This is a genomic window from Candidatus Polarisedimenticolia bacterium (assembly GCA_035764505.1).
Taxonomy (GTDB): Bacteria; Acidobacteriota; Polarisedimenticolia; order Gp22-AA2; family AA152; genus AA152.
On the sequence record DASTZC010000166.1, the window covers coordinates 1 to 25,111 of the forward strand.

A 25,111-nucleotide genomic window follows, 5' to 3' on the forward strand; every position below is an offset into this window, starting at 1 on the left:
CCTGTCCGAAGCTGTCGGTCACGGCCGTGACCGACCCCAGCGCGTTCGAATGATAGAAGAGGTCGGAGGACAACCCTGCCGTGAACCGCCGCCGCGAGAGGACTTCGTCACTCCCTGCACCGAACAGGTAGCTGGCGGTCAGGCTGTTCCGTTCGTCCCGCTCCTCGATCAACCGGTCACCATCGTAGACGAAGCGGGTCGGATGGCCGTTCACGCTCTTCGAGATGCGGCGACCCAGCGCGTCGTAGCGATAACGGGTCTCGCTGTAGAAGCCGCCCAGGACGGTCACGAGGCGATTGAGGAAGTCATAGCCGTACTGCCGGCTCTCATCCGGCGAGATCGACTCCGACTCCAGGTTCCCCAGGAAATTGTAGTAGAGGGAGCGCGCGCCCGAGGGGCCATTGAACCGGGTGTACTGGTTCAGGGAATTGACCGAGTGGCTGTAGGTCGACGCGTTCTCCTTGCGGGAGCGCCAGTTCCCGGCACCGTCGAGCGTGTATTCCTGAGTGGAGGCAGCGGCGCCGAGGGGAGATCCCGACTCGGCCAGGATTCCTTCCCGGCGTGAGATCAGCCGGTAAGCGGCATCGTAAGAGAACGACTCTCCTTTCCAGCCGGAGCCGGACGGCTCGTGGATGCGGCGCTCGAAGGTGCGGTTCCCGGCGGGATCGTACCCATAGGCGTAGCGGACGAGGTCCTGTCCCGTGGAGTCGAGCTTGCTGGCGAAATCGATGACCCGGCGCGCGTCGTCGTACCCTTGCCCGACGCTGTCCGAGGGACCGGAGAGCAGCGTCAGACGCGTGCCGTTCGGGCCGATGCGGTTCAGGAGACGGCCGGCCCCGAGGAAATCATAGGTCGTGGTCCCGGTATAGCTGTCCACGATGCGCTCCGGGCGGTTCAGCTCGTCCGGCAGGAAGCTCACGGTCCTCCCGCCGGGATAGGTCACCTGGGTCCGGAAGCCGGTGCCATCATAGACCGAATTGACCAGATTCACTCCTGTGGCCAGCGCTCCCGACTCGTTGCTGCGCCAAATCTGCATCTCACGCAGGAGATTTCCTAGCGAATCGTAAGCCAGCGATACCTCCGAATCGATGAAGCCGTCCGCCGGGCCGGCATCGTCGCGCGCCAGCGTGATCCGCCCCAGCCCGTCGTACTGGAACGCCTGGCTGCTGGTCCCCTTCACCCAGGGCGCCGCCGAGCTGTCCACCTCCTTCAGGGTGGGTCGATGCAGGCCATCGTAGGAAGTGGCCACCGACAGCCGGTACCCCTGCGGGTTGCGCTGCTCGTCCGAGATGGCCAGAGAGTCGCGATCGAAGCCCGTCAGTCGGGTGCTGCCGTCGGGATAGGTAATCCGCACCCGACGGTCCAAGGCGTCGTATCCGTAGGTCGTGAGCCGGCTGTTGTCGTCCTGGACCGAGGTCATCAGGCCGTTCAGATCGTAGGTGTAGCGCGTGGTGATCCTGCCGTCGGGATTCGCGGCGTTGATCAGGTTGGACGGAATGGTTTCCGTGGTGCCGTTCCAGAGGTAGCCGCTCTCGGTCCGCGTCAGGCGGCCGAGGCCGTCGAAGAAAAGCTTGGTCCTGCCGCCGGCGGCATCGGTCTGCTGGATGGCGTTGCCGCGGCTGTCGTAGAGGACGGTCGAGACGAGATCGACCGCGGGGGCTCCCACGCGCCCGACGAGGCGGGCCTCGATCCGGCGATCCAAGGCGTCGAACTTGTAACGGCTGAGATGCTGCTGCGGCGGCAGGAGCCGAGGCGTCCCGCCCGCCCGATCGGCGCCATATTCGGTCTCGGTCGTCTCGATGAGGTTGTTGCCTGCATCGTAGGCATATTCGACCGAGTTGCGGCCGTCGTCCGGATGCGTCGGGTCGAAGACGAAAGGAGTGGCAGCGGCCATGAGGACCCTGATCTTCCTTCCCAGTCCGTCATAGCGCATCTCGGACGCGTGCCCCTTGTCATCCACGGCACGCACGGTCCTGCCGAGACGGTCGTAAAAGACGAGGCTGGTGACCCAGCCGTCGCCCGCCGCCGGCAGGGGATCCCCGGGCGGGACGGTGATCAGTCCGGCGTTACCGTCGGTCGCCAGGGGGATGAGCGCCGCCCCCAGGTAGCGGAAGAAGCGGCGATCCGTGCGGCGCAACCGCCCCAGCTCGTCGAGGTAATTGTTCTGGCGGGCCAGCTCGGGATAGCTGGATGGCGGCGGGCCGGAGGGAGACGGAGTGGCTCCTCCGAGCGTCCCGTAGAAGACGCGGGTCAGCAGGTTGTCTCCAGCGTCATACTCGAAGGTGGTCTTCTGATAGGCCGGATCGAAGGCGGCGACTTTTCTGCCGTAGCCGTCATAGGCGCTGCGGGAGACGTGCCCTTCGGGATCCGCGGCCTGGATGATTTCCCCCGAGCCGTCGTAGTCGATCTGCGTGACGGAATCGATCAAGGGATCGAAGCTGTTGCAGATCGAGGAGACGGCACTCGGCTCGACGCACTGCTTGAGCGCCGCCTCCTGGAACAGGAGATCGCGCTCGTCGTAGCGCCGCAGGACCACGCTGCCGGCGGGGGAGACCGTCTTGACGAGGTTGCCGTTCGGATCGTATTCGAAGCGCGTGGAGAGGGTCAGGGGAATGGCGTCGCCGGTGGTGACCGTCTCCCGGGTCTTGTGGTCGAGAGCGTCGTAAGCCGCCTCGGTCGTGATCCAGCGGCCCTGCCCCGGCGCCTGGCCGGGATCGTCGCGTTGCTCGATGCGGTGGCGCGACAAGTTGTTGTTGGCGTCGAAGTCGAGCTGCTCGAGGTAGCCGAAGGCGATCAGTCCCGGCGGCACGGCGGCAGCGTGCCGTATCTGCACGACCTGGTTGAGGGCATTGACGCTGAAGTCGGTCCGTATTCCCCGGCCATCGGTGGAGCTCGTGACGTTGCCGGCGCGATCGTAGGTGAACGCGAGGAGGACATTCGCCGGGACCGGAGAGGTCCGCGGCGGCGACGGCGTCGCATCGAGCAGCTTCGACCTGAGATAGCCTCCGCCATTGCTCCCGATGGCCGCCCCGAGCGAGCGCCCGTCGGGAGGCGGCGGCGAGACAGCGCCGTCGCCATCGGGATCGCGCTCCGGGAAGTATTCCAGGTGCGTCTCGCTCCCCTCCGCATCCACCTGGACCGTGAGCAGGCCGAAAGGGTTGTAGCGCATCCGTGTGGCGATCGGTCCGCTGGGCGCACCGTCCGCCGCCAGGACCGCGCCTTCTTCCTCGGACCGCAGCAGGCTGCCGCGACGGCTGTAAACGCTGCCGTCGCCGTTGACGTCGCCCAGGGAAGAGTTGCCGGGCAGGCTCATCCAGGCCGAGATCTCGCCATTCGACCACCAGGTCGTATCGATCGCCGCCGGAAGAGCTCCGGCGATGAGATCGGCGTAGGCGCGCTCCTGGAAGTCGTAGGTCATCCGGGTCGCATGTCCGCGGGGATCGCGGATCCGGACCGGCTGGTTGAACAGCGGCTCGTACTCGAATTCGGTGACCTGCTGCGTCTGTCCTGCCGGCGCTCCGCGCGATCCCGGGGTGCGGATGATGCGCTCCACATTTCCCTTCCTGAAGACGTCGGGATGCGCCGAAAGCCCCTGCTGATCGTAATAGACGTATTCTTCCGTCACTCCTTCTGCATAGGGGGTCAACGAGCCGTCCGGGTCGATAGTCAGCCCGCCCGAGGAGGTCCGCCGCGAGACCAGCATCGGCTGGTTGCCGTGGTCGTCGACCACGTAGAGGTTGCGCACGATGTAGTCGGGCTCATCGATTCCTCCCGCGAAGCTGCGCACCCCCCGGTTCGTGTGGTATTCGATGCTCAGAGGGTTTCCCTGCGGATTGAAGCGGTGGATCTGCACGTTCCCGGCCCGGTCGATCACGGTGGCCTCGGTGGTGACCACGTTGGCATCGGGGAGTGACCCGGCGGGGACCGGCCCGTAGGAGTACTGGATGCGCGGGGCCGGCACTCCTCCGCCATATTCCTGGGAAGCCACGGTATCGGCGGGAAGTCCGGGCGTGCCGCACAGCGGATCGGCGATCGAGGTGTAGGCGTTCACCAGGAAGGTCTGGCCGCGGGCATCGGTGATCGCCTGGAGGTTGTGGCGCAGCGCCTCCTCGGCGCAGCCGGCGGATCCGAGGTAGCGGTAGCTCGTGGTCTTGCCGGCCGGGAAGTCATTGCCGTTCGGAGTCCCCACGACAACGGGCGATCGTACGCTGACGAGGTCGCCGCGAGCGTCGTAGGCATAGATGACGGTCCGTCCCGCGAAGTCGGTGACGCTCGCGAGCCTCCCCTCCGGCGTGTAGCTGAGATGGATGGCACGCCCGAGCGTGTCGGTCACCGAGCCGACGACGCCGGCGGGGGAGATCTGCAGCGTCATGGCATTGCCGGCGCGGTCCTCGATCCGGGTGAGCATCCAGATCAGATGACCGTCATGGTCGACGACCTGCCGTCCGAAAGTCTTCACCGTGCCGTCCGGGGTGCGGATCTGGTATCCCTGGCCCGGCCCCAGCGTGCGGAGCTTTCCGAAGAACCCCTGGAAGGGGCGGTACCCCGTCTCGCCCGGATAGCCCACCCAGACGTCGCTGAAGCCGTTCCCCAGCTTCCACTGAACCGCGGGGTAGGTGTGACCGTCGGCCGTGAACACTCCCGGAGTGAGGTACTCGTCGAGGTTCAGCGTCCAGTTGTATCCGAGCAGGCTCTTCTCCCCGTCCTTGCGGCTGCGGTAGGTGCGCGTCAGCCGGAAAGGAAAGCCTCTTCCCGGAATCTCCAGATCGGTGACGCTCAGCTGGAATTCGCCGGTGGAGAGAATGACTCCCAGCGGCCCCTTGTCGGGGTTTCGATAAGGCTCCTGGTCCCGCAGGTAGAAAACGGGGGGCCCGCCCCCCGGAGGAACGTCGGGGTTCAGGTCGGGGCCGAAATCGGGCAGCGGCTGCTCGGCGGCGCAGGTGCCGCCCAGGTCGCAGCGGCTGCGCCCCGCCTCGATCCGGGTGAAGGAGAAGACGAGCAGGAGAACCGGCAGCAGCAGGCGACGGATCATTCGAACCCTCCGCATAGGACCATTGGCGACGATGCGGCCACCTGGCGCGGCCGCTTTCCGTCGCGTGCGGAAGGGCAGGAAACATGCCCCGTCGCCGCGCAGGGCGCCTGGGACTCTTCACCACGGCGTGCGAGTGGATTACGCCTTGATTCGCTTCGACTTCGGCGCGTGAGGGATCGCGGGGAAGGTGGGCATGCTCCAGAGCGCCGATGTTCGCGGGCGAACGCTCGCGTGCACGCCGGCGCGCCGGCGAACGCGCGTCGGGAGCATCTGCTACAATGCGCCCTCCGAACGCCCAGAATTGCCCGTGAGGAAGATGCGACGGCTGCTCCTGATCCTGGCCGTATCGACGGTTGCCGCAGCGGCGGCGGCTTTTGGGATCGGCTCCTGGATCTTGATGCCCGCGTCCGGCCCATGGAAGGGGACGGCGGCACCCTCCGGCTCCCGGGAAGTCAGCTTCACGGCCTCGGACGGCGTCGTGTTGAAGGGCTGGTGGTGGCCGGCGGGGGATCGCGCCGACGCGGTCCTGCTGCTGCACGACCTCGGCGCCAATCGACTCGAGATGATGCCGCGCGCGAGCTGGCTGCACGACGCAGGCTACGGGGTGCTCCTGTTCGACTTTCGCGGCTGTGGCGAGAGCTCCGGGCGGATGAGCGGCGGCTTTGCCGAGCGCCTGGACGTGGCGTCGGCACTGTCGTTCCTCAAGGAGCACGCGGCAGGAGTGGTCCTTCAGGGAAAGGGCGCGGGGGCGTCGGCGGCGGTGATGGCGGTGGATGACTGGCAGGGGGTGCGCGCGGCGGTGCTCGAGCAGATGCCGGATCGCTTCGATACCTCGGTGCGTGCGAAGGTGCGCGCGCGCACCGGCCCCCTCGCGTCGCTGCTCTCTCCGCTGGTGCTGATGCAGGTCCGGCCGCGCCTCGGGTTCACACCGTCGGAGCTGGCGCCGGTGGAGCGGCTGGGCCGCGCGCGCTGCCCGGTCCTCCTGGGATACGGCGCTCTCGACGAGACGATTCCTGCCTCCAGCATGTCGGCACTGTTCCACGCCGGCCCCTACCCGACCACCTTGTGGATCCTGCAAAAGGCCGGGCGCGAGGATCTCTTCGAGTTCGATCCAGCCGCATACAAGAAGAAGGTCGCTGAGTTCCTCGCTCCGATCGAAAGCCCAGGGAAGGAAGGGTCATGAGCAAGAGCATCATCGCGGGAGGCGGGATCTTCGGCGTGACCGCGGCGCGCGAGCTGCGAGCCCGCGGCTGGGATGTCCTGCTCGTGGATCCGGGACCGCTGCCGCATCCTCTGGCCGCCTCGACCGACATCAGCAAGGTAGTGCGCCTGGCCTACGGAAGCGATGAGACCTACACGGAGATGATGGAGGAGGCGCTGTCGATCTGGAGGGATTGGAACGGCCGCTGGATGGAGCCCCTGTTCCACGAGACGGGAGTCCTGTCCCTGACCCGCCAGCCGATGCGGCCGGGAGGCTTCGAGCACGAGAGCTTCCGGGTCCTGGAGGCGCGCGGCAAGCAGCCCGAAAGGCTGGCGCCGGCCGATCTCCGTCGGCGGTTCCCCGCCTGGAAAGCGCAGACCTACACCGATGGCTTCTACCAGCGCGAGGGCGGCTATGCGGAGAGCGGCCGTGTGGTGACGCGGCTTGCCGAGATGGCGCGCGTGGAAGGGGTGGAAATCCGGCCGGAGACGACCCTGCGCGAGCTCTCCGAATCAGGCGGCCGCATCACCGGATTGATTGCCGGCAACGGCGAGAAGCTCGCGGCGGATCGGGTCGTCGTCGCCGCCGGAGCCTGGACGCCGAAGCTCCTGCCCCGGTTGGCCGGATCGCTGCGGGCCACGGCCCATCCCATCTACCACTTCCGTCCCCCCAGCCGCCGTCTCTATCTCGAGGGCTTGTTTCCGGTTTTCACCGCCGACATCTCGAACACGGGATGGTACGGCTTCCCGATGAATCGGGACGGGATCGTCAAGATCGCCAATCATGGAATGGGGGAGGAGAGAGACCCCGCCGGACCTCGCGATCCGGACCCGGCTCAGGCCCTATCGCAGGAAGCTTCGCTGCGCCGCTTCCTCGAGGAGACTTTCCCGACGCTGGCGCCGCTGCCGATCGCCGAGCGCAGGACCTGCTTCTACTGCGACACGCGCGACGAGCATTTCTGGATCGATCAGGATCCGGATGCGGCAGGTCTCGTGGTGGCTTCGGGCGACAGCGGACACGCCTTCAAGTTCGCCCCGCTGCTGGGACGGCTCATCGCGGACGTCGTGGAAGATCGTCCTTCGCCACTGCGCCACCGCTTTCGCTGGCGTTCGAACGATGGCGCCGACCGGGGCCAGGAAGAATCCCGCCACCACCTGTGAGATGGCGGTAATGCCCTCAGCTCGAGCTCACCGCCTCAGCTCGGGAAGCGCGGTCCCCTCCGGCACGAACTCGAGCGCCACGCCATTGTTGCAGAAGCGCTTGCCGGTGGGGCGCGGGCCGTCGTCGAAGACGTGGCCCTGATGGCCGCCGCACCGGGCGCAGTGATACTCGGTGCGCGGCAGGATCAGGAAATAATCGGTCTTGGTCCCCAGCCTTCCCGGCAGCGACTGCGTGAAGCTGGGCCAGCCGGTGCCGCTGTCGAACTTGTCGCGCGAGCTGAACAGCGGCATGAGACAGGCGGCACACAGAAACATTCCGGTCCGCTTCTCGTCGTTCAGCGGGCTGGTGAAGGCCCGCTCGGTCTTCTCGTCGAACAGCACCGCGTAGCGCTCCTGGGGAAGGATCTTCTTCCACTCCTGCTTCGATTTTTCCAGCTTGCCGCCCGGAAGCGCGGTGGGATCCTGATGCATCGGCTTGTCCTCCTTGGACGGCGTGACAATCGGCAGGGCCAGGAGCCCGGCTCCCGCGGCCAGGCCGTATTTGATGAAAGCACGCCGGTTCATGCCGCCCTCGTCTCGCGGAATCAACGGCGGCGCCGATCGGAGGCGCCGCGCCCGGGACCTATCTTATCGGATCGGCAGGTCGTGCCCCCAGAAGAGGGCCCCGTCTTTCTTCGGATGCTCTTCGGTCCGCGAAGTTGCAGGAAATCTTCAGCGCCGTGAGGCGGGTTGCGTCGCGTGGCGGATCGGGAGGAAAATCCGCCCCGGACGATCCGCCGCTTCCGCCCGCGGACAGGCGACGAGCGCCGTTGCCCACCGATTAGGATTGTGTCGAATGCCCCAGGTCGACGAGGAAGTCACGAGCCTGGTCCGGAGTCTGCTCGATTCCTGGAATCGGGGGGATGAAGGGGCGTTCACGGATCACTTCACGCCGGCGGCCACTTACCTGACTTCCGAGGGAGACTGCCGGCTGGGGCGGCTGGCCATCGGCGAGCTGCTGCGGGATCCCGCCAGCGTCTCCCGGGTACATCTCTCCGGCCCCGTCACGGTGCGCGACCACGGCAACGTCCGTACCGCCGTCTTCCGCTGGGCCGCCGACCCCGAGATCGGATCCAAGGCCACCGGAGTCGTCAGCTGCGTGGTGCTGAAGCAGGATCACCAGTGGCTGATCGACGTCCTGCAGAGCACCGACATCGTCCGCTAGACACTGGATGGGGCGATCCCGCCCACGCTTTCCCTCTGGCTTTCTCCTTCCGCTTCACTCCGTGCGTCCGGCGGCATCGGCCGGATGATCGTCTCCCGGCGGCATGGGGCGCAGCCCCTCGACCCTCTCGGGCGGCAGATCCAGCGTGCGCGTCGGAAAGGGGATGACGATTCCTTCGCGCGCCAGGGTGGCCGGGAGCGTCTTGATCAGATGATGCTTCAGGACCAGGCTCCCTTCATGGTCCCGGGCGCGCAGCATGACGGCCAGCTTGATGCTGGAATCACCGAGGTCGGTGAACCGCAGGCGCGGCTCCGCCCCCGTGGCGGCCTCGGGAAAGCGCCGGGCGATGTCGCGCGCCGTCTGCAGGACCACTCTCTCCACCTTGTCGAGATCGCTGTCGAAGTGCACCCCCAGCTCCAGGCGCGCGTCCACCTCCGGTGCGGGCAGGCTGAAGCTGGTGATCACGCTCTCGGTGAGCTTGGCATTGGGCACTATCACCGTGGTGTTCTGGTTGGTCAGCATGCGCGTGGCGCGCCATCCCATCCTGGTCACCGTTCCCTCGATCGATCCCTCGATCCGAATGAAGTGGCCGGGCTTGACGGTTTCATCCAGGATCATCTGGATTCCCGCGAACAAGTTCGCCAGGGTGTCCTTCAGCGCGAGGCCCACGGCCAGGCTGCCGATCCCGAGGGAGGCCAGGATCGGGGTGATGGAGATTCCAATGCTGTCCAGGAAGATGAGCAGCCCGAGCGCAATCAGCGCCCCGCGGGCCAGCCCCTGCACCAGCCCTTTCGTCCCCTGCAGGATGGGATGAGTTCCCGCGAGGCGATCCAGCAGGCCGCGGAACACGCGGTCGGCGAAAACGACCAGTCCCAGGGCCAGGGAGGCGGTGAGCAGGACATCCAGCGCACGATCCCACTCGGGGGAGAGAGGCAGGATCCGCTCCGACACCAGCAGGCCGCTCGACAGGATAGCCAGCAGGAGCGGTCCCGAGAGCGCCTTGACCATCACGTCGTCCCAGGTCCAGCTGGTGCGCGCCGCCATGCGCGTCAGGGAGCGCAGCACGAAGCGCCGGAGCACCAGGAAAAGCACCATCCAGACGAGGAAGGTTGCCGCTCCGATCAGCCATGGGGAGCTCAGCCAATCGCCGATCGGTGTATCCGCCAGAAAGGAGGGCATGGGATCGATTCGGCTCCTGCAAGAGAACGGCTGCGCGGTGCAGCGCCACGGTGATGTCGCGTATCCTAAATCACGTTGCCTTCGGCCGTCGATTGGTCCCTTGCTTGCAGAGTTACGCCGCCGTCCTGACGCGCCCCTTCGACGCGCCCTAATCCGGTCGGCTCGACGTCATCGATGTAAGAGCGATTACGTATCCGCAACCTCGGCGTAACTCGCGCAGCGACGCATCGCCGGAACAACAGCTTGGACGGAAATCGTCGAAGGTTGGAACCTCGGGGAGCGCTTCTGCGTAATGAAGACTGTCGGGCGAAAACCCGATCCTGCGCGCGGAGCCACCACCGCGCCTTTCGGAGTTTTCCTTCGGAGTTGGGTCTCGAATCCCGTAGAATCTCCCCGGTCGGCTGGAGAAGACGTGCGAATGTCATCGAAAAGCGCTGTGGCCCACACCCTGCGGCGAAACCGGAGGTCCCGCTCCTGGGAATCGGCCCTTCTGGAGGCCTCTCACCCCTCCCGGGGCGCGCGCTCATGCACCTCGGGCCGTGTCGTACTTCTTCGGAGAGACTGGGATCCGGTGGCTTTGCGCCGGCTGCTTCGCAGCCTGGAGCGCGGCTCGGGGTCGGGATCCCGCTAAGACGTCGTTCCCCCGAACTTCACACCCTTCCTGAGACCGAAGATTTTCCCCAATACATGAATTCCGCGGGAATTCTTCCGTCGCGCTAATTTCGACCGCGACGGCATTCCTACCAGGCTGAGCGGGAAAGGAACGTCGAATTCCGCGCGTTCCAGCATTGCGACAAAAAGATGACGATTTGAAACTCCGGCGTCTCGCGCCGTGGCCGCGAGACCATCCGGAGCTGGACGAGCTTGACCGGGCGATGCGAGAGCCGATTGACGAGCTAGAACCCGCAGGTCGCCAGGCGCGTGTGGCCAATCTTCACGGTCACGACCCAGGACCCGGTGCTGCAGCCGTCATAGAAATCGAGCGACTCGCACAGATCGATCTGCTCCGGCAGGAGGGCGACGCTGCGGTTCGCCAGCAGGTCCTCGGGGCACCAGGAGCGATCATCGACGCAATTCGCGCCGAAGCGATTCTCGAACGAGGCCGTTTCGGGAGCGCTCCAGCTTCCCCCTTCCTGGAAGGTCCAGCGGTTCCAGGAGCCCGAGCTGGCCGTGCCACCGGCGTCGGCGAGGCTCAGGTAGCTGTTGCGATAGAAATCGGCGTGCTCAGCACACAGCACGTAATCGGTGAGCCCCGGCCCGGTGATGGATAAGAGGAGAAAATCCGACGCGGCGGCGGGATGCGCGTTGAAGAAATCTTTCAGGCTGGTGCCGGTCACGTCGTCCCCGGCGGTGTCGGTGAACGAATAGACCGCCGGTGCGCAGGCTGCCTGGACGAAGCAGTCGGGATCGGCGCAATCGGCATGGCCGTCACCGTCGTTGTCCAGCGTGTCGGCGCATTGCGTCTCGGGCTGTGCGATGCCGGCTCGCTCCTGACCGTTCGATTTCTGCCCCCAGCTACCGAGATTCGGCGCGAGCGCCCGGACCAGGTAGTAGAGGGTTGTCCCAGCCGGCGGAACGCTGGGATCGGAGTAGCTCGTCGTGCCGGACATGGTCGCTGAGAGGACATAGGGGTTGGCGGACGGGAAAGGCGTTCCGGAGCGCTGCAGCTCGTACCCGGAAGCGCCGGCCTGCGGCGGCCACGAAAGAAGCGAATTCGAGCCGGAAGTGTTGAAGCCGAAGATGCCGGAGACCTCGTCCACGACCCCGAAGCCGGGTTGCCCGGTGCACTGGTTGTCCCGGGCGTCGTTGGACTCGGGCGCGTTGGCGTAGGTGGAAGGATCCGCATCATTGCAGTCGCCGGCGCACTCGCTGCTCCCGTCGCCGTCGTCGTCGGCGTCCTTCGTCCCCGCCAGAGCCGGCCAGCCGGGCGCCAGGCAGTTATTGTTCAATCCGTCGCATAGATCGGTCGCGCCGGGGAAGATGGTCCCCGCGGCGTCGTTGCAATCTCCCTGGCACTCGCTGAAGGAGTCTCCATCGTCGTCAGCGTCGTTCGTCCCCGCCAGGGATGGCCAGCCGGTGGCCGTGCAGTTGTTGTTCAATCCGTCGCAGATCTGCGGCGCCCCGGCGTAGACTTTGTTATTGGCGTCGTTGCAGTCTCCCTGGCACTCGGAGAAGGAGTCGTTGTCGTCGTCGAGCTCGTTGGTGCCCGCCAGGGAGGGCCACCCGGGGGCGGAGCAATTGTTGTTGCTGCCGTCGCAGATCTGCGGCGCCCCGGGATAGACCCGGAAGTTGTTGTCGTTGCAGTCTCCCTGGCACTCGGAGAAGGAGTCGTTGTCGTCGTCGAATTCGTTGGTCGAGCTCAGCGACGGCCACAGGGGGTGCTGGCAGTCGTTGTTCAAGCCGTCGCACACCTGGGGGGCGCCCGGGTAGATGACGGCGTTGCCGTCGTTGCAGTCGTTGCAGGCGAGGCGGCCGTCGCCGTCGCCATCGTGCTCGTTCGCCGGCACCGTGGGCCAGCCGGGGGCGCTGCAGTTGTTGTTGATCCCGTCGCACAGCTGCGGCGCGCCGGGGTAAACCGTCGAGTTGCCGTCGTTGCAGTCGGCGCACTGCGGGCTGCCGTCGGCATCGGCGTCGACCTCGTTGGCGGGGACGGTGGGCCAGCCGGGGGCGCTGCAGTTGTCGTTCAACCCGTCGCAGATTTGCGGGGCGCCGGGGTAGACGGCGGCATGCGAGTCGTCGCAGTCGGCCTGGGGATGCGGGCATTCGCTGGAGGCGGGCTGGCCGTAGCCATCCTGATCGAGATCGACGCACGCGCCCAGGGAAATCAGGGCCGCCCGGCAGTCGAGTCGCGGAAACGACAGGGAATTCTGCGGGGCGATCACGTGGACGGGGGAAGTCTCGAGGGCGGTCTCGATCTGCGCCGGCGTCAGCGAAGGGATTGCCGAGAGGAGATCGGCGGCGCAGCCGGCGGCGTGCGGCGAGGCCTGGGAAGTCCCGCCGTAGGTGACCACGCCCGCGCCCGTGCCGCAGGAGCGGATGAGCGCGCCCGGAGCGAAGAGATCCGTGGTCGAGTTGCTGTTGGAGAAGCAGGTCACCTGGTCGACCACGGTCGTGGAGTCGGTGCACAACAGCGGAACGCCCCAGCTCAGGCTTCCCAGACTGGCATCGTAGGTGGCGCCCACGGAGATGGAGTTGGCGATGCAGGCGGGAAGGCTCATCAGCGTTCCCGAGGCATCGTTGCCCGAAGAAGCGAAAGTCGTCACCCCGTGAGTGCGCAGGCTGTTGATGACGTCGCGAAAGGACCGGGTGGTGCTGGAGACGTCGTCACAGTTTCCTGGAAAGAGACCGCCTCCCAGACTCATGTTCACGACCTTCACGTCGGGACGGAAATTGTCGACGAAATCAAGGGCGGCTACCGTGTCGCTCAGAAAACCGCTTCCGTTGTTGTCCAGGACCTTGATCGCTACGATGCCGGCGTCCGGGGCCACGCCGATCGAGGATACGACCCCGTTGGCCGTCACGATCCCGGTGACGTTGCTTCCGTGACCGTCTCCGTCCGCGGCCGACCCGGCCCCCGACATCCGGCTGCTGCCATTGGGACAGCAGCCGCCGGTGCAGAAGCATTCCTGGGCGATGATGTCGTCGGAGAGATCGGGATGTGCCGCATTGACCCCCGTATCCAGGATGGCCACCGTGACCCCTTGTCCCCGCCAGCCGAGAGCATGCATGTCGTCGGCATTGATGATGGGGACGGACTGGGCCAGGTGCTTTTGCGCCGGGATGTCGAGGTCGACGCTCAGCACTCCGGGAAGGGCGGAAAGCTTCGCCAGCCCGCCGGCGTGGAGGTCCCCGGCCAGCGCCGGTACCGTGGCGTAGCGCCAGCGGATCGTGAAGTCATTGGCGGTGAGAGCCCGCAGCACCTCGTCCTGTTTCCGCGCGATGTCGGCGCGGCGCTGCGACGGCGAGGCCGCATCGGGAAGATCTAAATAGATGATGACGCGCACGGGACCGCCCGCCCCCATGGCAGCAACCTCCTGCGAGACGCGGGGAGAAGGTGCGGCCGGGGCCTGCTCGTCATCCGGGGAAGCGGGAAGTGAGGACAACAGAAGCAAGGAAGCCAGGAGAACGGCAACCGGTGTGACGACACGCGATCGCGGAGCACAAGTCGAGCGTGGGTGAGGCATCAGCTGTCAGGCCCCTCTCGAGCGCAATACTTCACCATTGCTCGCCCGCGCGCCAAGAACAAGCCGGCAGTCTCTCCAAGTACGTCGAAACAGTGGATTTGGCAACGACATACTAGCCAAAACCGGCCTCAGGTTCCAGTGCTGGAGAGCACTTTCCGCTCTTTTTCGACACACTCCGATATTCCGCCAACCCTTTTCGCTGCAATCAGATAGTTTTGACAGCCCGGAAAGCCGTGTGCCATAATCCGCGCTTTCCCGCGGCGGAGAGAAGGATTTCCGCCCCCTCCCGGAAGGCTTCCATGCCCAGGACCGCCCGACGCAGTGAAGTCACTACCCGGAAAATCCCTTCGCGCGCCGTGTCCTACCGTGACGCCGGCGTCGACATCGACGCCAAGATGTCGGCCGTTGCCCGCTTCTCGCACCTGGCGAAGGAGACCTTCTCGCGCGCCGTCCTGACCGAAATCGGCGCTTTCGGAGGACTCTACGATCTGGGGCAGCTGCGCCTGAAGCGGCCGGTCCTGGTGAGCAGCATCGACGGCGTCGGGACGAAGCTGAAGGTGGCGATTGCCGCCGGGCGCCACGACACCGTCGGGCAGGACCTGGTGAACCACTGCGTGAACGACATCCTGGTGCAGGGAGCCGCGCCGCTCTTCTTCCTCGACTACCTGGCGACCGGCAAGGTCCACAAGGAGATCCTCGAATCAGTCGTCGCCGGCATCGCCACGGCGTGCAAAGCCAACGGCTGCGCCCTGATCGGGGGCGAGACCGCCGAGATGCCCGGCTTCTACGCGGAGGGAGAATACGATCTCGCCGGATGTATCGTCGGCGTAGTGGAGCGCTCGGTCGTCATCGACGGCTCGCGCATCCGGCCCGGCGATCGTCTCCTGGGGCTCGCCTCCTCGGGACTGCATACCAACGGCTACTCCCTGGCGCGCAAGGTGCTGCTCGAGATTCTGCGGCTCAAGCTTTCCCAGCGGATGGCCGAGCTGGGAAGGACGCTCGCCGAGGAGCTGCTCGAGCCGCACCGCTCCTACCTGCCGATTCTGAGGCCTCTTCTGGCGCGCCGCCTGATCAAGGGGATGGCGCACATCACCGGGGGAGGGTTCACCGACAACATCCCGCGCATCCTTCCCGAAGGGTGCGCCGTCGAGATCGATCCCGCCGCCTGGAAGGTCCCGCCCATCTTCACGATGATCCAGGAAGGAGGGAACGTCTCCGACACCGAGATGCGCCGCACCTTCAACCTGGGGATCGGCATGGTCCTGATCGTCGCGCCGGCGCAGCTGGACGAAGCGCTGCGCCTGCTGCGCCGGAAGGGGGAGAAGGTTCCGGAGATCGGGATGGTGGTCACCGGGAACCGCCGCGTCATCTTCGCCGGATCGCGCCATTGAAGGCGGACGGCCGCATCGGCATCCTGATCTCGGGGCGCGGATCCAACATGGAGGCGATCGTCCGGGCGGCGGAGTCGGGACGCATCGGAGCCCTGGTCGCCGTAGTGCTCAGCAACCGGTCCGACGCGGAAGGGCTGCGCAAGGCGCAGGAGCACGGCATCGAGACCGTGGTGGTCGATTCGCGCTCCGACGCCAGCCGCGACGAGCATGACCGGAGGATGGTGGCCGCCCTGGAGGAGCGCCGGGTGGACCTGGTCTGCCTCGCCGGCTACATGAAGGTGCTCACGCCGGTCTTCCTGAAGGCATTCGCCGGACGAATCCTGAACGTGCACCCGTCGCTGCTGCCGGCCTTTCCCGGGCTGGACGCGCAGCGGCAGGCCCTCGAGCATGGGGTACGCCTCGCCGGGGCGACGGTCCATCTGGTCGACTCCGGCGTGGACACCGGGCCGATCGTCCTGCAGGCGGCGGTGCCGGTGGAGCCGGAGGACACTCCGGCGTCTCTGTCCGAGAGGATCCTGAAAGAGGAGCATCGGATCTACCCGGAAGCCGTCCGCCTCTTCTTCGAGGACCGCCTCAGGGTGGAGGGAAGGCGCGTGCGCATCCTGCCGCGGGCGGACAGGTGATTGCGGCCGTCTGCGAGCGGACGGCCCGGCGTTCCGCCGTGACGGGATGTGACAGAGAGACCGTGGCGATGCCCGGGGAGCCGGGGCACGCGGATTGCTGGGGAGGCGCGGCGGAGGGCCGCCGGAGACGCTCATGGAAACTCACGAAGCTTCACGTCCCCAGCCGGTCCCCGCGAAGAGCCCGCGGTTGTCCGATCTGGAGCCTGCCATCGCCCGGCCGCGCGAGAAGATGCTCAAGTATTCGGTCCGGGCCCTCACCAACACCGAGCTGCTGGCCGTCGTGCTGGGCAGCGGCGTGCAGGGCGACAACGTGCTGAAGGTGGCGGAGGATCTGATGCGCCGCCACGGCGCCGAGGGGCTTCCGGGCCTCACCCTGGAAGGGTGGCGCTCCAGCCGCGGCGTCGGCAAGGTGAAGGCCTGCCAGCTCACCGCGGCCTTCGAGCTGGCGCGGCGCATCATGAAATCCGGTGAGGGGGAATTCCGCGTCGGCTCGCCCCAGGAAGCCTACGAGCAGGTGCGCGACCTGAAGCGCGCCCGCAAGGAGCACCTCGTCGGGCTCTATCTCGACGCCCAGAATTTCCTCATCCGCCGCGAGACGATCAGCGTCGGCTCGCTCAACACGACGCGCACGCACCCGCGCGAGATCCTGCAGCCCGCCATCCTGAGCTCGGCACTGTCGATCGTGCTGGCTCACAACCATCCGAGCGGCAGCCTGGAGCCGAGCCGGGACGATCTCGATTTCACCCGCAGCATCGCCCGCGCCGCCGAGCTGATGGGAATCGGCCTGGCCGACCATCTGATCGTGAGCACCAGGGGGTACGTGAGCCTGAAGGAGCGCGGCGTCCTGTGAGCTTCCTCCCCGCGCCGCAGCAGCTGGAAATCCTCAAGAAAGGCTCGGTGGAGATCCTGCGCGAGGAGGAGCTGCTCGCCAAGCTGGAGCGCTCGCGGGCGGCCGGAAGGCCGCTGCGCGTCAAGGTGGGATTCGATCCGTCGGCCCCCGACATCCATCTCGGCCACACGGTCCTCATCCGGAAGATGAAACACTTCCAGGACCTGGGGCACGAGGTGATTTTCGTGATTGGAGACTTCACCGGGCTGATTGGCGATCCGACCGGGGTATCGAAGACGCGTCCCGCCCTGACGCGCGAGCAGGTGGACGCCAACGCCGAGACCTATCGACGGCAGGTCTTCAAGCTGCTCGATCCCCAGGCGACGCGGGTGGAGTTCAACAGCCGCTGGCTGGGGAGCATGACCTCCTACGACTGGGTCCGGCTGGCCTCGAAATACACCGTGGCGCGCATCCTGGAGCGCGACGATTTCACCAAGCGCTTCAAGGCGAGCCAGCCGATCGGCATCCATGAGTTCCTCTATCCGCTGGCGCAGGCCTACGACTCCGTGGCGCTGGAAGCCGACGTCGAGATGGGAGGGACCGATCAGAAGTTCAACCTCCTGGTGGGCCGCGAGATCATGCGCGAGTTCGCCATGGAGCCGCAGGTGGTCCTCACCATGCCGCTGCTGGAGGGAACCGACGGCGTCGAAAAGATGAGCAAGTCGCTGGGGAACTACATCGGGATCGACGAGCCGCCGCGCGAGATCTTCGGCAAGGTCCTGTCGATCAGCGACGATCTGATGTGGCGCTACTACGAGCTGTGCACCGATCTCTCGCTGGGCGAGATCGCCGCGCTCCGGGAGAAGGTGACCTCGGGGGAGGTGCATCCCAAGCAGGCGAAGCAGGATCTCGCGAAGCGGATCGTCGCCGATTTCCATTCGGCGCATGCCGCCGAATCGGCTCAGGCCGAGTTCGAGCGCATCTTCGTATCACGCCAGACGCCCGACGAAGTGGAGTCGCTGGAGCTCCCCTGCTCGGCCGAACCGCTCTGGCTCCCCAAGCTGCTGGTCCTCGCCGGGATGGCGAAATCCAACGCCGAGGCCTCGCGCCTGATCCGGCAGGGAGGCGTGGCGCTGGACGGCGCGCGCGTCGAGTCTTCCGATTTCGAGCTGGCGGCCGCCGCGCCGGCGGAGCACCTGCTGAAAGTCGGCAAGCGGCGCTTCGTCAGGATCCGGTTCCGTTGATCCGCCATGCGCGCCGCCACCTGTTTCATCCTGCTCCTGCTGCTGTCCCCGGCGGCCGCCCTTCCCCCGAAGCTCTCTCCCGGGAGGGCCGCGAAGCCGGAGGATCGGTTGGCGCGCGACGGCAAGATGCGCGGCGTCTGCTTCGTGGCCGGCCGCCGCATCGACCCCGACGTCTTCGGGCCGCTGCAGCGCGATCACGTGGAATGGATCTCCCAGACGCCCTTCGGCTGGATGCGTGGCGCCGACTCTCCCGAGATCCGAATCGCCGCGGCAGGCGACGTCTACTGGGGGGAGACCGACGAGGGGCTCGCTGCCACGGCGCTCGCGGCGCGGAAAGCGGGCGTCCGCACGCTGCTGAAGCCGCACCTCTGGGTCGCGGGCTGGCACGACAGCGTCTGGAGCGGGGAGATTGCCATGCGCTCCCCATCCGACTGGGAAGCCTGGTTCCGCTCCTACCGCAAGTTCATCCTGCATTACGCCGAGCTGGCCGAGAAGCATTCGTTCGAGGCGCTGGCGGTGGGCACCGAGCTTCAGGGAACCACCCTGGGGCACGAAGCCGAGTGGCGCGCCCTGATCGGCGAGGTGCGGCGCGCCTATCGCGGCAAGCTGACCTACGCCGCCAACTGGGACCACGAGTTCGAGGCACTTCCCTTCTGGGACGCGCTCGACTTCGCGGGAGTGCAGGCCTATTTCCCCCTCACCGACAAGGCGGACCCCACGCTGCAGGATCTCCTGGACGGATGGAAGGGGCCGGTCGCGCTCCTCGAGAAGGTGGCGCAGCAGCACCGTCGCGACGTAGTGCTCACCGAAGTTGGATACCGGAGCGCCGATCGTGCCGCCGTCCAGCCGTGGCTCTGGAAGACGGGGGATCGGATCAATCTGGATCTGCAGGCACGCTGCTACGAGGCGATGTTCCGCGCCGTCTGGAGGAAGCCCTGGCTCAAGGGGATCTACGCCTGGAAGTGGTTCCCGGGCTTCGACGTCTCGAAGAGCGCGGCCGACGACGGCTTCACGCCTCAGGGGAAGCCGGCGGAGGCGACTCTCCGGCTCTGGTATGCCTCGTCCCGGCTCCCGGCGCGACCTCAGACGCTTCCTTGAAGGGCTGGCGCGCATGAGGGAATCCGCTTCCCAGTCCTCGCTGTTCGATCATCTCGAATGCTCGCGCTGCGATCTCTCCTACACGGCCGGCGGGCCGGCGGGCGTGTGCCGCTGCGGCGCGCCGCTGCTGGCGCGCTATCGGCTGGAGCCGGGCAAGATGTCGCGGGAGACGCTGCGCGACCGCCCGTCCGGATTGTGGCGCTGGCGGGAAGTCCTTCCCCCGGCTGAGCCGGTCACTCTGGGCGAGGGAGGCACGCCGCTGCTGGCTCTACCGGCGATGGCGCGCGAGCTGGGATTGCGGGATCTGTGGGTCAAGGAAGAGGGGTGCAATCCGACCGGCTCGTTCAAGGCGCGCGGCCTGGCGATGGCCGTCACCATGGCGAAGCGCTTCGACGTGAAGGCGCTTTCGATTCCTTCCGCGGGCAATGCCGGCTCGGCCCTGTCGGCCTACGGCGCGGCGGCCGGAATCCCGGTGCACGTCTTCCTGCCGCGCGACACGCCGCGGCTCTTCTTCGACGAGGCGCAAGCCTACGGAGCGCGGGTTGTGCCGGTCGAGGGGACCATCCGCGACTGTGCCGCCGCCATGAAGAAGGAAGGGGAAGGGCGCGGCTGGTTCGACGTCTCGACCCTGAAGGAGCCGTATCGCATCGAGGGAAAGAAGACGATGGGATACGAGATCGCCGAGCAGCTCGAATGGGAGCTGCCCGACTGGATCCTCTACCCCACGGGCGGGGGCACCGGGCTGATTGGCATGGTCAAGGCCTTCGACGAGATGGAAGCGCTCGGCTGGATCGGACCGCGACGTCCCCGGATGGTGGCGGTCCAGGCCCAGGGGTGCGCTCCCATCGTGCGCGCCTTTGAGGAGGGGAAAGAGGCGGCTTCGCCTTGGGAAGACGCCGAGACCCGCGCCTGGGGATTGCGCGTGCCGGCACCGCTGGGCGACCGCCTGATCCTGCAGGGGGTGCGCGCCACGCGCGGCACGGCCCTGGCGGTGAGCGACACGGAGATGGAGCAGGGTTCCGCCTCTCTGGCGCGCTCGGCGGGAATCCTGGCCTGTCCGGAAGGAGGATCGACGGTCGCGGCGCTGCGCCGCCTGTGTGGCGATGGAACGATCCGGCCGGGCGAGCGCGCGGTGGTCTTCAACACCGGCACCGGGCTGAAGTACCTTGACAGCGCCTCCGCCCCGGGACCAGGATGAGGCGCTTTTCCGGAGGATGCCCGCGATGCATGCCAGGGGGCTGATGGCAATTCTGGGGTTGGCGCTGCTGGCGACCTGCCTGGCGGCGGCGCTCGCCTGCGGCGGGCGCGCGCTCGGATCGGAGCCGGACGGAGCGGTCGCGGCCGATGCGCCGCAGAAGCCCCCCGGCGCGCCAGCCGATCAGGCGGCCAAGGAGAAGGAAAAGGAGAAAGGAGGTGAGGAGCCGCGCGTCGTGCGCTGGGTCTGCACCGATCACCTGTGCGGCGGATGCGACGGAGATTGCTCGCAGCACGGCCACGTCTCCACGCACAAGGGAGGCCACTGCGCCTGTACGCCGCGCGAAGGGAGCGCCCTCGACCGAGCGACGCGCAAGGCTTTCGAAGGCCGGGAGAAGGGGAAATGAAGGAGAAGATCCTCCTCTCCGGCGTCCGCTTCCACGGTTATCACGGGCTCACCCGCATGGAGCGCGAGGTGGGCGGTCGTTATTCCATCGATCTCGAATTGACCTTCGACTACTCGCGTGCCATCGCCACGGACCGCATCGCCGACACCCTCGACTATCGCAAGGTGCACCGCATCGTCCAGAAGATCGGCAGGGGAGACTCGTTCCGCCTGATCGAGGCGCTGGCGGGAAGGATCGTCGCGGCCCTGTTCGACGCGGTGCCCGCGGAAGAGATTCTGATCCGGGTACGCAAGGAGACGCCGGTTCTGGATGGCATCGTCGAGTCGGTGGGGGTGGAGCTGCGCCGCTCCCGGCCGCGGAGCTGATCGGGACGGCCTTCCTGGTGCCGCCCATCCGATGCAATCAAGCCTGCAGGATCTCCACGAGCTGCCACAAGCTCGACAGAGGGCGGCGATCGGCATGCGCCTCGACGAAGGAGAGCTCCGCGCCGCGCCGACGGATGAGCAGCGCCTGCATCCCGGCCGCCTCGGCCCCGCGCACGTCGTCCCGCAGGTTGTCGCCCACCATCAGCAGCTCCCCCGGCTGAGCATCGAGACGCGCCGCCATTTGTGCGAACACTTCCGGATCCGGCTTCAGGAGTCCGGCCTCGAAGGAGAAAAGCCGCGCCTTCAGGGGGAGAGAGGTCTCATCCATGAACTCCATATCGAACGACTGGGTGTTGGACAGCAGTCCGAGCCCGTATCGCCCCGCAAGGCGCTCGAGAGCCGGCGGGACGTCCGGGAAGAAGCGGGTCTTCCTGCAGGCGGTGCTCCAGAGCTGCGCGAGATCGGCGGCCCCGCCGGGAGGCAGGGTCTTTCCCGTGGCCTGCTCCAGGGCTTCGATTCCGGATTCGATGCCTGGCAAGGGGCGCAACATCATCGCCGTCTCGAGGATCTTCGACCATCCCGGACGCCCGCGCAGGTGGAATGCGTCGGCGAGAGCGATCAGCGGGTTCGGGTGGTGATCGTTGAAGGCGAGGGTGTTCCAGAGATCGAAGACGATCCCGCGGATGCGGGCCGTGTCGAGTTCAGGCATGCAAAATATTCTATGCTAAGATTTCGCCTCCTGGCCGAGGAGGCTCGAGAACGATTCGCTTCCACCGCGCAGCCCGCGTCCTGATTCTGATCGCCGCCGCAGGCACGTTGCCGGCGAAGATCGTCGAAGGACAACAGGGACAGCCGGTCGCCGCCTCCACGCAGCCCGCGCCCGCGGCCTCGGCCTCTGCGCCTTCCACGCCTGCGCCGGCCGCACCGGCGCCGACGGCCCCTCTCAATGAAGTCCGCATCGGATTGTCGACCGAGCCGGCCGAAGCGCGATTGGCCGCGGCCGGGGGGCTGCTGCTGCTCCACCCGACGCGGCGCGTGCCGCTGTGGAAGGCGCGCTTCGACGAGCCGGTCGTGGTGATCGTCGATCTTCCCAAAGGGACCGCGGCGCGCTCGGTCTTTCGCGTGCAGGTCGGCTCCTTCGGGACGCAGGCCGAGGCCGACGCCCTCAAGGATCGGCTGGAGCAGACGCTTCCCGATCCGGTGGTCGTTTCTTTCAACCCCGATCGCAACTCCTACCGCGTGCGCGTCGGGGAGTTCGCGCGCCGCGAGGAGGCCTCGCCGCTCACCGATCGGCTGCTCGAGGAAGGGCTCACCGAGATCTGGGTCGCCGAGGAGCCCGCCCCTGCCTCGGGAAAGGCGCGGCTCCGCCTGGTCGATTCGCGCTACTACTCCCACGTCATCGACGTGAAGTCATTCGTGGCCCAATCGGCGGCGACGGGGGGCACCGTGGAGGTGAATGGGCTGCCGTACCGCGGCACGCTGGAGGTGCGGCTGCTGGGGGACGGATTGAAGGTGATCAACAAGCTGCCGGTGGAGGACTACCTGAAGGGGGTGGTGCCCAACGAGATGGGCCCGGGAGTCTACCCGGAGCTGGAGGCGCTCAAGGCGCAGGCGGTCGCGGCCCGGACCTACATCGCGGCCAACCGGGGCCAGTTCTCCGAATCGGGATTCGACCTGTGCGATTCCCCCTCCTGCCAGGTCTACAAGGGCTTCTCCTCCGAGCATCCGCTGACGAACCGGGCCGTGGAGGAGACGGCGGGATATATCGCGAGCTACGGCGGGGTCCCGATCAAGGCGCTGTACACCTCCACCTGCGGCGGGCACACCGAGGACGGGGTCAATGTCTTCGCCGACCAGAAGGGACCCTACCTGAAAGGGGTGGACTGCTACCCGGAGAAGGCGTCTCCGATGGTGGTGACGGGGCGCGAGAATCTCCCCTGGTTCGAAAACGTCACCTCGAATCCGCTCGGGTCCGAGCTCGCCCTGCTCTTCGCGTCAGGGGTCGTCGGCGAAGAGGCGCTGCAGCGCAAATTCCTGCTTCAAGAGGCGGTCCCCTCCGAGGGGCTCGGCTGGTGGCTCCGGGCGTTCGGCGTCATCGGTGCCGGCCGGGCGCCCGCCAATTTCCGCTTCGAGAAGGGCGACATCCTGGAATGGAGCCGGTTCATGATCCACTCGTTCGGGTGGGAGGAGCGGGCCCAGATCAGCCTGGACGAGCGGGACCTTCCCTTCGTGCTGAACGTCTCCGACGCTGCGGCCGTACCGGCGGCCGACGCGCGCGACGTCGCCTTTCTGCTGAGCCGCGGGATCCTCGCTCCCTACTCGGACGGCGCGCTGCACCTGAGCTCACGCCCCACGCGCGCCACGGTGCTCTCCTGGATCGCGGCGATCGCCCAGGAATTCGAGACCTGGAGGCTGGAGCGCGCCACCTTCCGCGGCGTCGAAGGCAATGTCCTGAAAGTGAGCCAGAAAGGGGTCCCCGACACCCACCCGATCCTTCCCGGCGTCTGCCTGTACCGCTCGGTTCGCGGCCGCAGCTACCCGGTGCCGAAGCTGAGCCTCGACCTGGGGGACGAGGTGACCTTCCACCTGGGAAGCGGTGGCAACGTCGACGTTCTCATCCTCAGCGCGACGACGCTGGGCGCCGCCGACGATCGCTCCAGCAGCTATTACCGGTGGGACGAGCGCTATACCCGGCAGGAGCTCGAGGACCTGGTGAAGAAGCGGGTCGATCTCGGCAAGCTGCAGGACGTGATCGTCAATAAGAGGGGGGTCTCGGGCCGCGTCATCCAGGTCAAGCTGGTCGGCAGCCGCGGGACGTTCCTCCTGAACGGCTTCAAGATCCGCACGGCGCTGGGGTTGCGTGAGAACCTCTTCACCATCGATCGACAGATGGATCCTTCCGGCTCGGTGGCCGCCTTTCTGTTTTCCGGCAAGGGCTGGGGCCATGGCGTCGGCTTGTGCCAGGTCGGCGCCTACGGTATGGCCCTGCGCGGGGCGGATTACGTGACCATCCTCAAACACTACTATCCCGGGATCGATCTCCTTCGAATCTACTGAAAGCCCGGCCGCAAAACCCGCCGTCCCCGCCTTCGAAAGGTTGAATGCCGACCGGAGATTGTCATATCATCGCCGCGGATGAATCGCTCTACCGAACCCACTTCCGACCTGCCAAGACAAGACGAAGCTTCGAGGCCGGTGGCGCCGGCGAGAGACGGCAGCTTCTCCGGCCGCTTGAAGGCGCTGTCGATCTCCGACGTTCTGGAATTCCTGCGCGTGCTGAACCGTCGCGGCGTGCTGGTGCTGAAGGACGGCGAGCGCGAGGTGTCGCTGCAGGTGCAGGACGGGCGCATCGCGGCCACGCTTTCCAACGAGACGGATGGCGACCTGTCGGGGTTCCTGCTGCGCGAAGGGAAGCTGTCGCGCGAGCAGCGCGACTCTCTGCTGGAGCGCGAGCGCCAGGGCGAGCGCACGGCGCGCGTCCTGGTCGAGGCGGGAATCCTGACTCCCAGGAGCCTTTGGGAGGCGCGGCGCCGCCAGGCGCAGCACATCGTGGGTGAGCTGTTCGAGTGGGACGCGGGAGAGTTCCAGTTCCACGAGGGAGCGCAGGTTCCCGGCGGTGGCATGGATCTGGGTCTGCCGATCCTGGAGGTGGTGGGGGAGGGAATCCGCTCGGTGCGCAACACGTCGCTTTTCTCGGAGCGCATGCCTTCCGAGGGCGCCGTGTTCGAGGCGATCCCGCTCCATGAGGCGGCCGGCACGCTGCCCCTGGAGCCGCACGAGCGCTACGTCCTGTCGCTCATCGACGGCCAGCGCAGCCTGGCGGAGGTGGTCCGCAGCAGCGAAATCGGCCGGGCCGAGACGCTGCGGGTCGTCTTCCTCCTGTTCTCCTCCGGCTACCTCAAGATGCGGGCGTTCCAGTCGGCTCCCGACGCCGCCTCGCATGATCGCACGCTCCCCCTGGTCCGCCGCTACAACGAGATGTTCGCCTACCTGCACCGTT

18 protein-coding genes are annotated in these 25,111 nt (G+C 66.9%); 13 read left to right on the plus strand and 5 right to left on the minus strand.

Features of this window, described 5'->3' with window-relative positions; all coding sequences use genetic code 11:
* Positions 1-5,032 (minus strand): DUF6531 domain-containing protein (locus VFW45_10970; GenBank protein ID HEU5181307.1); only part of this gene is annotated, 5,032 nt, incomplete at its 3' end.
* A 307-nt stretch (positions 5,033-5,339) separates the two neighbouring features.
* Between VFW45_10970 and VFW45_10975 the strand changes: the two genes are divergently transcribed.
* Together VFW45_10975 and VFW45_10980 are read left to right on the plus strand one after the other, a co-directional pair.
* Complete coding sequence (locus VFW45_10975; GenBank protein ID HEU5181308.1) at positions 5,340-6,215, plus strand: alpha/beta hydrolase; 876 nt, start codon at positions 5,340-5,342, stop codon at positions 6,213-6,215.
* Positions 6,212-7,393, plus strand: coding sequence for an FAD-dependent oxidoreductase (locus VFW45_10980; GenBank protein HEU5181309.1), 1,182 nt, complete (start codon positions 6,212-6,214; stop codon positions 7,391-7,393). Before VFW45_10975 ends, VFW45_10980 begins: the two co-directional genes overlap by 4 nt.
* A 27-nt stretch (positions 7,394-7,420) precedes the next feature.
* On the opposite strand, the gene msrB is transcribed toward VFW45_10980, so the two are convergent.
* Positions 7,421-7,957 carry a peptide-methionine (R)-S-oxide reductase MsrB gene (gene msrB, locus VFW45_10985; protein ID HEU5181310.1) on the minus strand — a complete coding sequence of 179 codons (537 nt, stop codon included), beginning with the start codon at positions 7,955-7,957 and terminating at the stop codon, positions 7,421-7,423.
* 271 nt (positions 7,958-8,228) lie between these two features.
* Between msrB and VFW45_10990 the strand changes: the two genes are divergently transcribed.
* The gene (locus VFW45_10990) at positions 8,229-8,597 is read left to right on the plus strand and encodes a DUF4440 domain-containing protein (GenBank protein ID HEU5181311.1); all 369 of its coding nucleotides are present in this window, start codon (positions 8,229-8,231) and stop codon (positions 8,595-8,597) included.
* Between the two features lie 54 nt (positions 8,598-8,651).
* Here VFW45_10990 and VFW45_10995 read toward each other — a convergent pair whose 3' ends face one another.
* On the minus strand, positions 8,652-9,776 hold the full coding sequence (locus VFW45_10995) for a mechanosensitive ion channel family protein (protein HEU5181312.1): 1,125 nt from the start codon (positions 9,774-9,776) through the stop codon (positions 8,652-8,654).
* A gap of 896 nt (positions 9,777-10,672) precedes the next feature.
* The gene (locus VFW45_11000; GenBank protein HEU5181313.1) at positions 10,673-13,798 is read right to left on the minus strand and encodes a MopE-related protein; all 3,126 of its coding nucleotides are present in this window, start codon (positions 13,796-13,798) and stop codon (positions 10,673-10,675) included.
* Positions 13,799-14,259: 461 nt separating this feature from the next.
* On the opposite strand from VFW45_11000, the gene purM reads away from it, so the two are divergent.
* The 8 genes from purM to folB all read left to right on the plus strand — a co-directional run bounded on the left by purM (position 14,260) and on the right by folB (position 21,111).
* Entirely contained in the window at positions 14,260-15,351 is a 1,092-nt protein-coding gene (gene purM / locus VFW45_11005; protein HEU5181314.1) for a phosphoribosylformylglycinamidine cyclo-ligase, read from the plus strand.
* On the plus strand, positions 15,348-15,974 hold the full coding sequence (gene purN, locus VFW45_11010; protein HEU5181315.1) for a phosphoribosylglycinamide formyltransferase: 627 nt from the start codon (positions 15,348-15,350) through the stop codon (positions 15,972-15,974). The genes purM and purN overlap by 4 nt, the downstream gene beginning before the upstream one ends.
* Positions 15,975-16,107: 133 nt before the next feature.
* Positions 16,108-16,824: a DNA repair protein RadC gene (radC, locus tag VFW45_11015; GenBank protein ID HEU5181316.1), complete on the plus strand. Its 717-nt coding sequence runs from the start codon at positions 16,108-16,110 to the stop codon at positions 16,822-16,824.
* Positions 16,821-18,047 (plus strand): tyrosine--tRNA ligase, encoded by a 1,227-nt coding sequence (gene tyrS / locus VFW45_11020; GenBank protein HEU5181317.1) that lies wholly within the window; start codon positions 16,821-16,823, stop codon positions 18,045-18,047. The genes radC and tyrS overlap by 4 nt, the downstream gene beginning before the upstream one ends.
* 6 nt (positions 18,048-18,053) lie before the next feature.
* Positions 18,054-19,145: a hypothetical protein gene (locus VFW45_11025; GenBank protein HEU5181318.1), complete on the plus strand. Its 1,092-nt coding sequence runs from the start codon at positions 18,054-18,056 to the stop codon at positions 19,143-19,145.
* Positions 19,146-19,158: 13 nt separating this feature from the next.
* A complete protein-coding gene (locus VFW45_11030) occupies positions 19,159-20,343 on the plus strand; it encodes a threonine synthase (GenBank protein HEU5181319.1) in 1,185 nt (394 codons plus the stop codon).
* Between the two features lie 25 nt (positions 20,344-20,368).
* Entirely contained in the window at positions 20,369-20,746 is a 378-nt protein-coding gene (locus tag VFW45_11035) for a hypothetical protein (GenBank protein HEU5181320.1), read from the plus strand.
* Positions 20,743-21,111 (plus strand): dihydroneopterin aldolase, encoded by a 369-nt coding sequence (gene folB / locus VFW45_11040; protein ID HEU5181321.1) that lies wholly within the window; start codon positions 20,743-20,745, stop codon positions 21,109-21,111. The genes VFW45_11035 and folB overlap by 4 nt, the downstream gene beginning before the upstream one ends.
* Before the next feature lie 37 nt (positions 21,112-21,148).
* Here the strand turns inward: folB and VFW45_11045 are convergent, their stop codons facing one another.
* Positions 21,149-21,820, minus strand: a complete 672-nt coding sequence (locus VFW45_11045; protein ID HEU5181322.1) for an HAD family hydrolase — start codon at positions 21,818-21,820, stop codon at positions 21,149-21,151.
* Between the two features lie 107 nt (positions 21,821-21,927).
* Between VFW45_11045 and VFW45_11050 the strand changes: the two genes are divergently transcribed.
* Together VFW45_11050 and VFW45_11055 are read left to right on the plus strand one after the other, a co-directional pair.
* Positions 21,928-24,168: a SpoIID/LytB domain-containing protein gene (locus VFW45_11050; protein ID HEU5181323.1), complete on the plus strand. Its 2,241-nt coding sequence runs from the start codon at positions 21,928-21,930 to the stop codon at positions 24,166-24,168.
* Between the two features lie 138 nt (positions 24,169-24,306).
* A partial coding sequence (locus VFW45_11055; protein HEU5181324.1) for a DUF4388 domain-containing protein occupies positions 24,307-25,111 on the plus strand: 805 nt, incomplete at its 3' end.

Bases quoted from the DNA above. Each gene is read 5' to 3' on its own strand.
- radC (HEU5181316.1), top strand. From the start codon at position 16,108: ATGGAAACTCACGAAGCTTCACGTCCCCAGCCGGTCCCCGCGAAGAGC.
- folB (HEU5181321.1), top strand. From the start codon at position 20,743: ATGAAGGAGAAGATCCTCCTCTCCGGCGTCCGCTTCCACGGTTATCAC.
- purM (HEU5181314.1), top strand. From the start codon at position 14,260: ATGCCCAGGACCGCCCGACGCAGTGAAGTCACTACCCGGAAAATCCCT.
- VFW45_11045 (HEU5181322.1), bottom strand. From the start codon at position 21,820: ATGCCTGAACTCGACACGGCCCGCATCCGCGGGATCGTCTTCGATCTC.
- VFW45_10990 (HEU5181311.1), top strand. From the start codon at position 8,229: ATGCCCCAGGTCGACGAGGAAGTCACGAGCCTGGTCCGGAGTCTGCTC.
- msrB (HEU5181310.1), bottom strand. From the start codon at position 7,957: ATGAACCGGCGTGCTTTCATCAAATACGGCCTGGCCGCGGGAGCCGGG.
- VFW45_10995 (HEU5181312.1), bottom strand. From the start codon at position 9,776: ATGCCCTCCTTTCTGGCGGATACACCGATCGGCGATTGGCTGAGCTCC.
- VFW45_11000 (HEU5181313.1), bottom strand. From the start codon at position 13,798: ATGGGGGCGGGCGGTCCCGTGCGCGTCATCATCTATTTAGATCTTCCC.
- VFW45_11035 (HEU5181320.1), top strand. From the start codon at position 20,369: ATGCATGCCAGGGGGCTGATGGCAATTCTGGGGTTGGCGCTGCTGGCG.
- VFW45_11030 (HEU5181319.1), top strand. From the start codon at position 19,159: ATGAGGGAATCCGCTTCCCAGTCCTCGCTGTTCGATCATCTCGAATGC.
- VFW45_11025 (HEU5181318.1), top strand. From the start codon at position 18,054: ATGCGCGCCGCCACCTGTTTCATCCTGCTCCTGCTGCTGTCCCCGGCG.
- VFW45_10980 (HEU5181309.1), top strand. From the start codon at position 6,212: ATGAGCAAGAGCATCATCGCGGGAGGCGGGATCTTCGGCGTGACCGCG.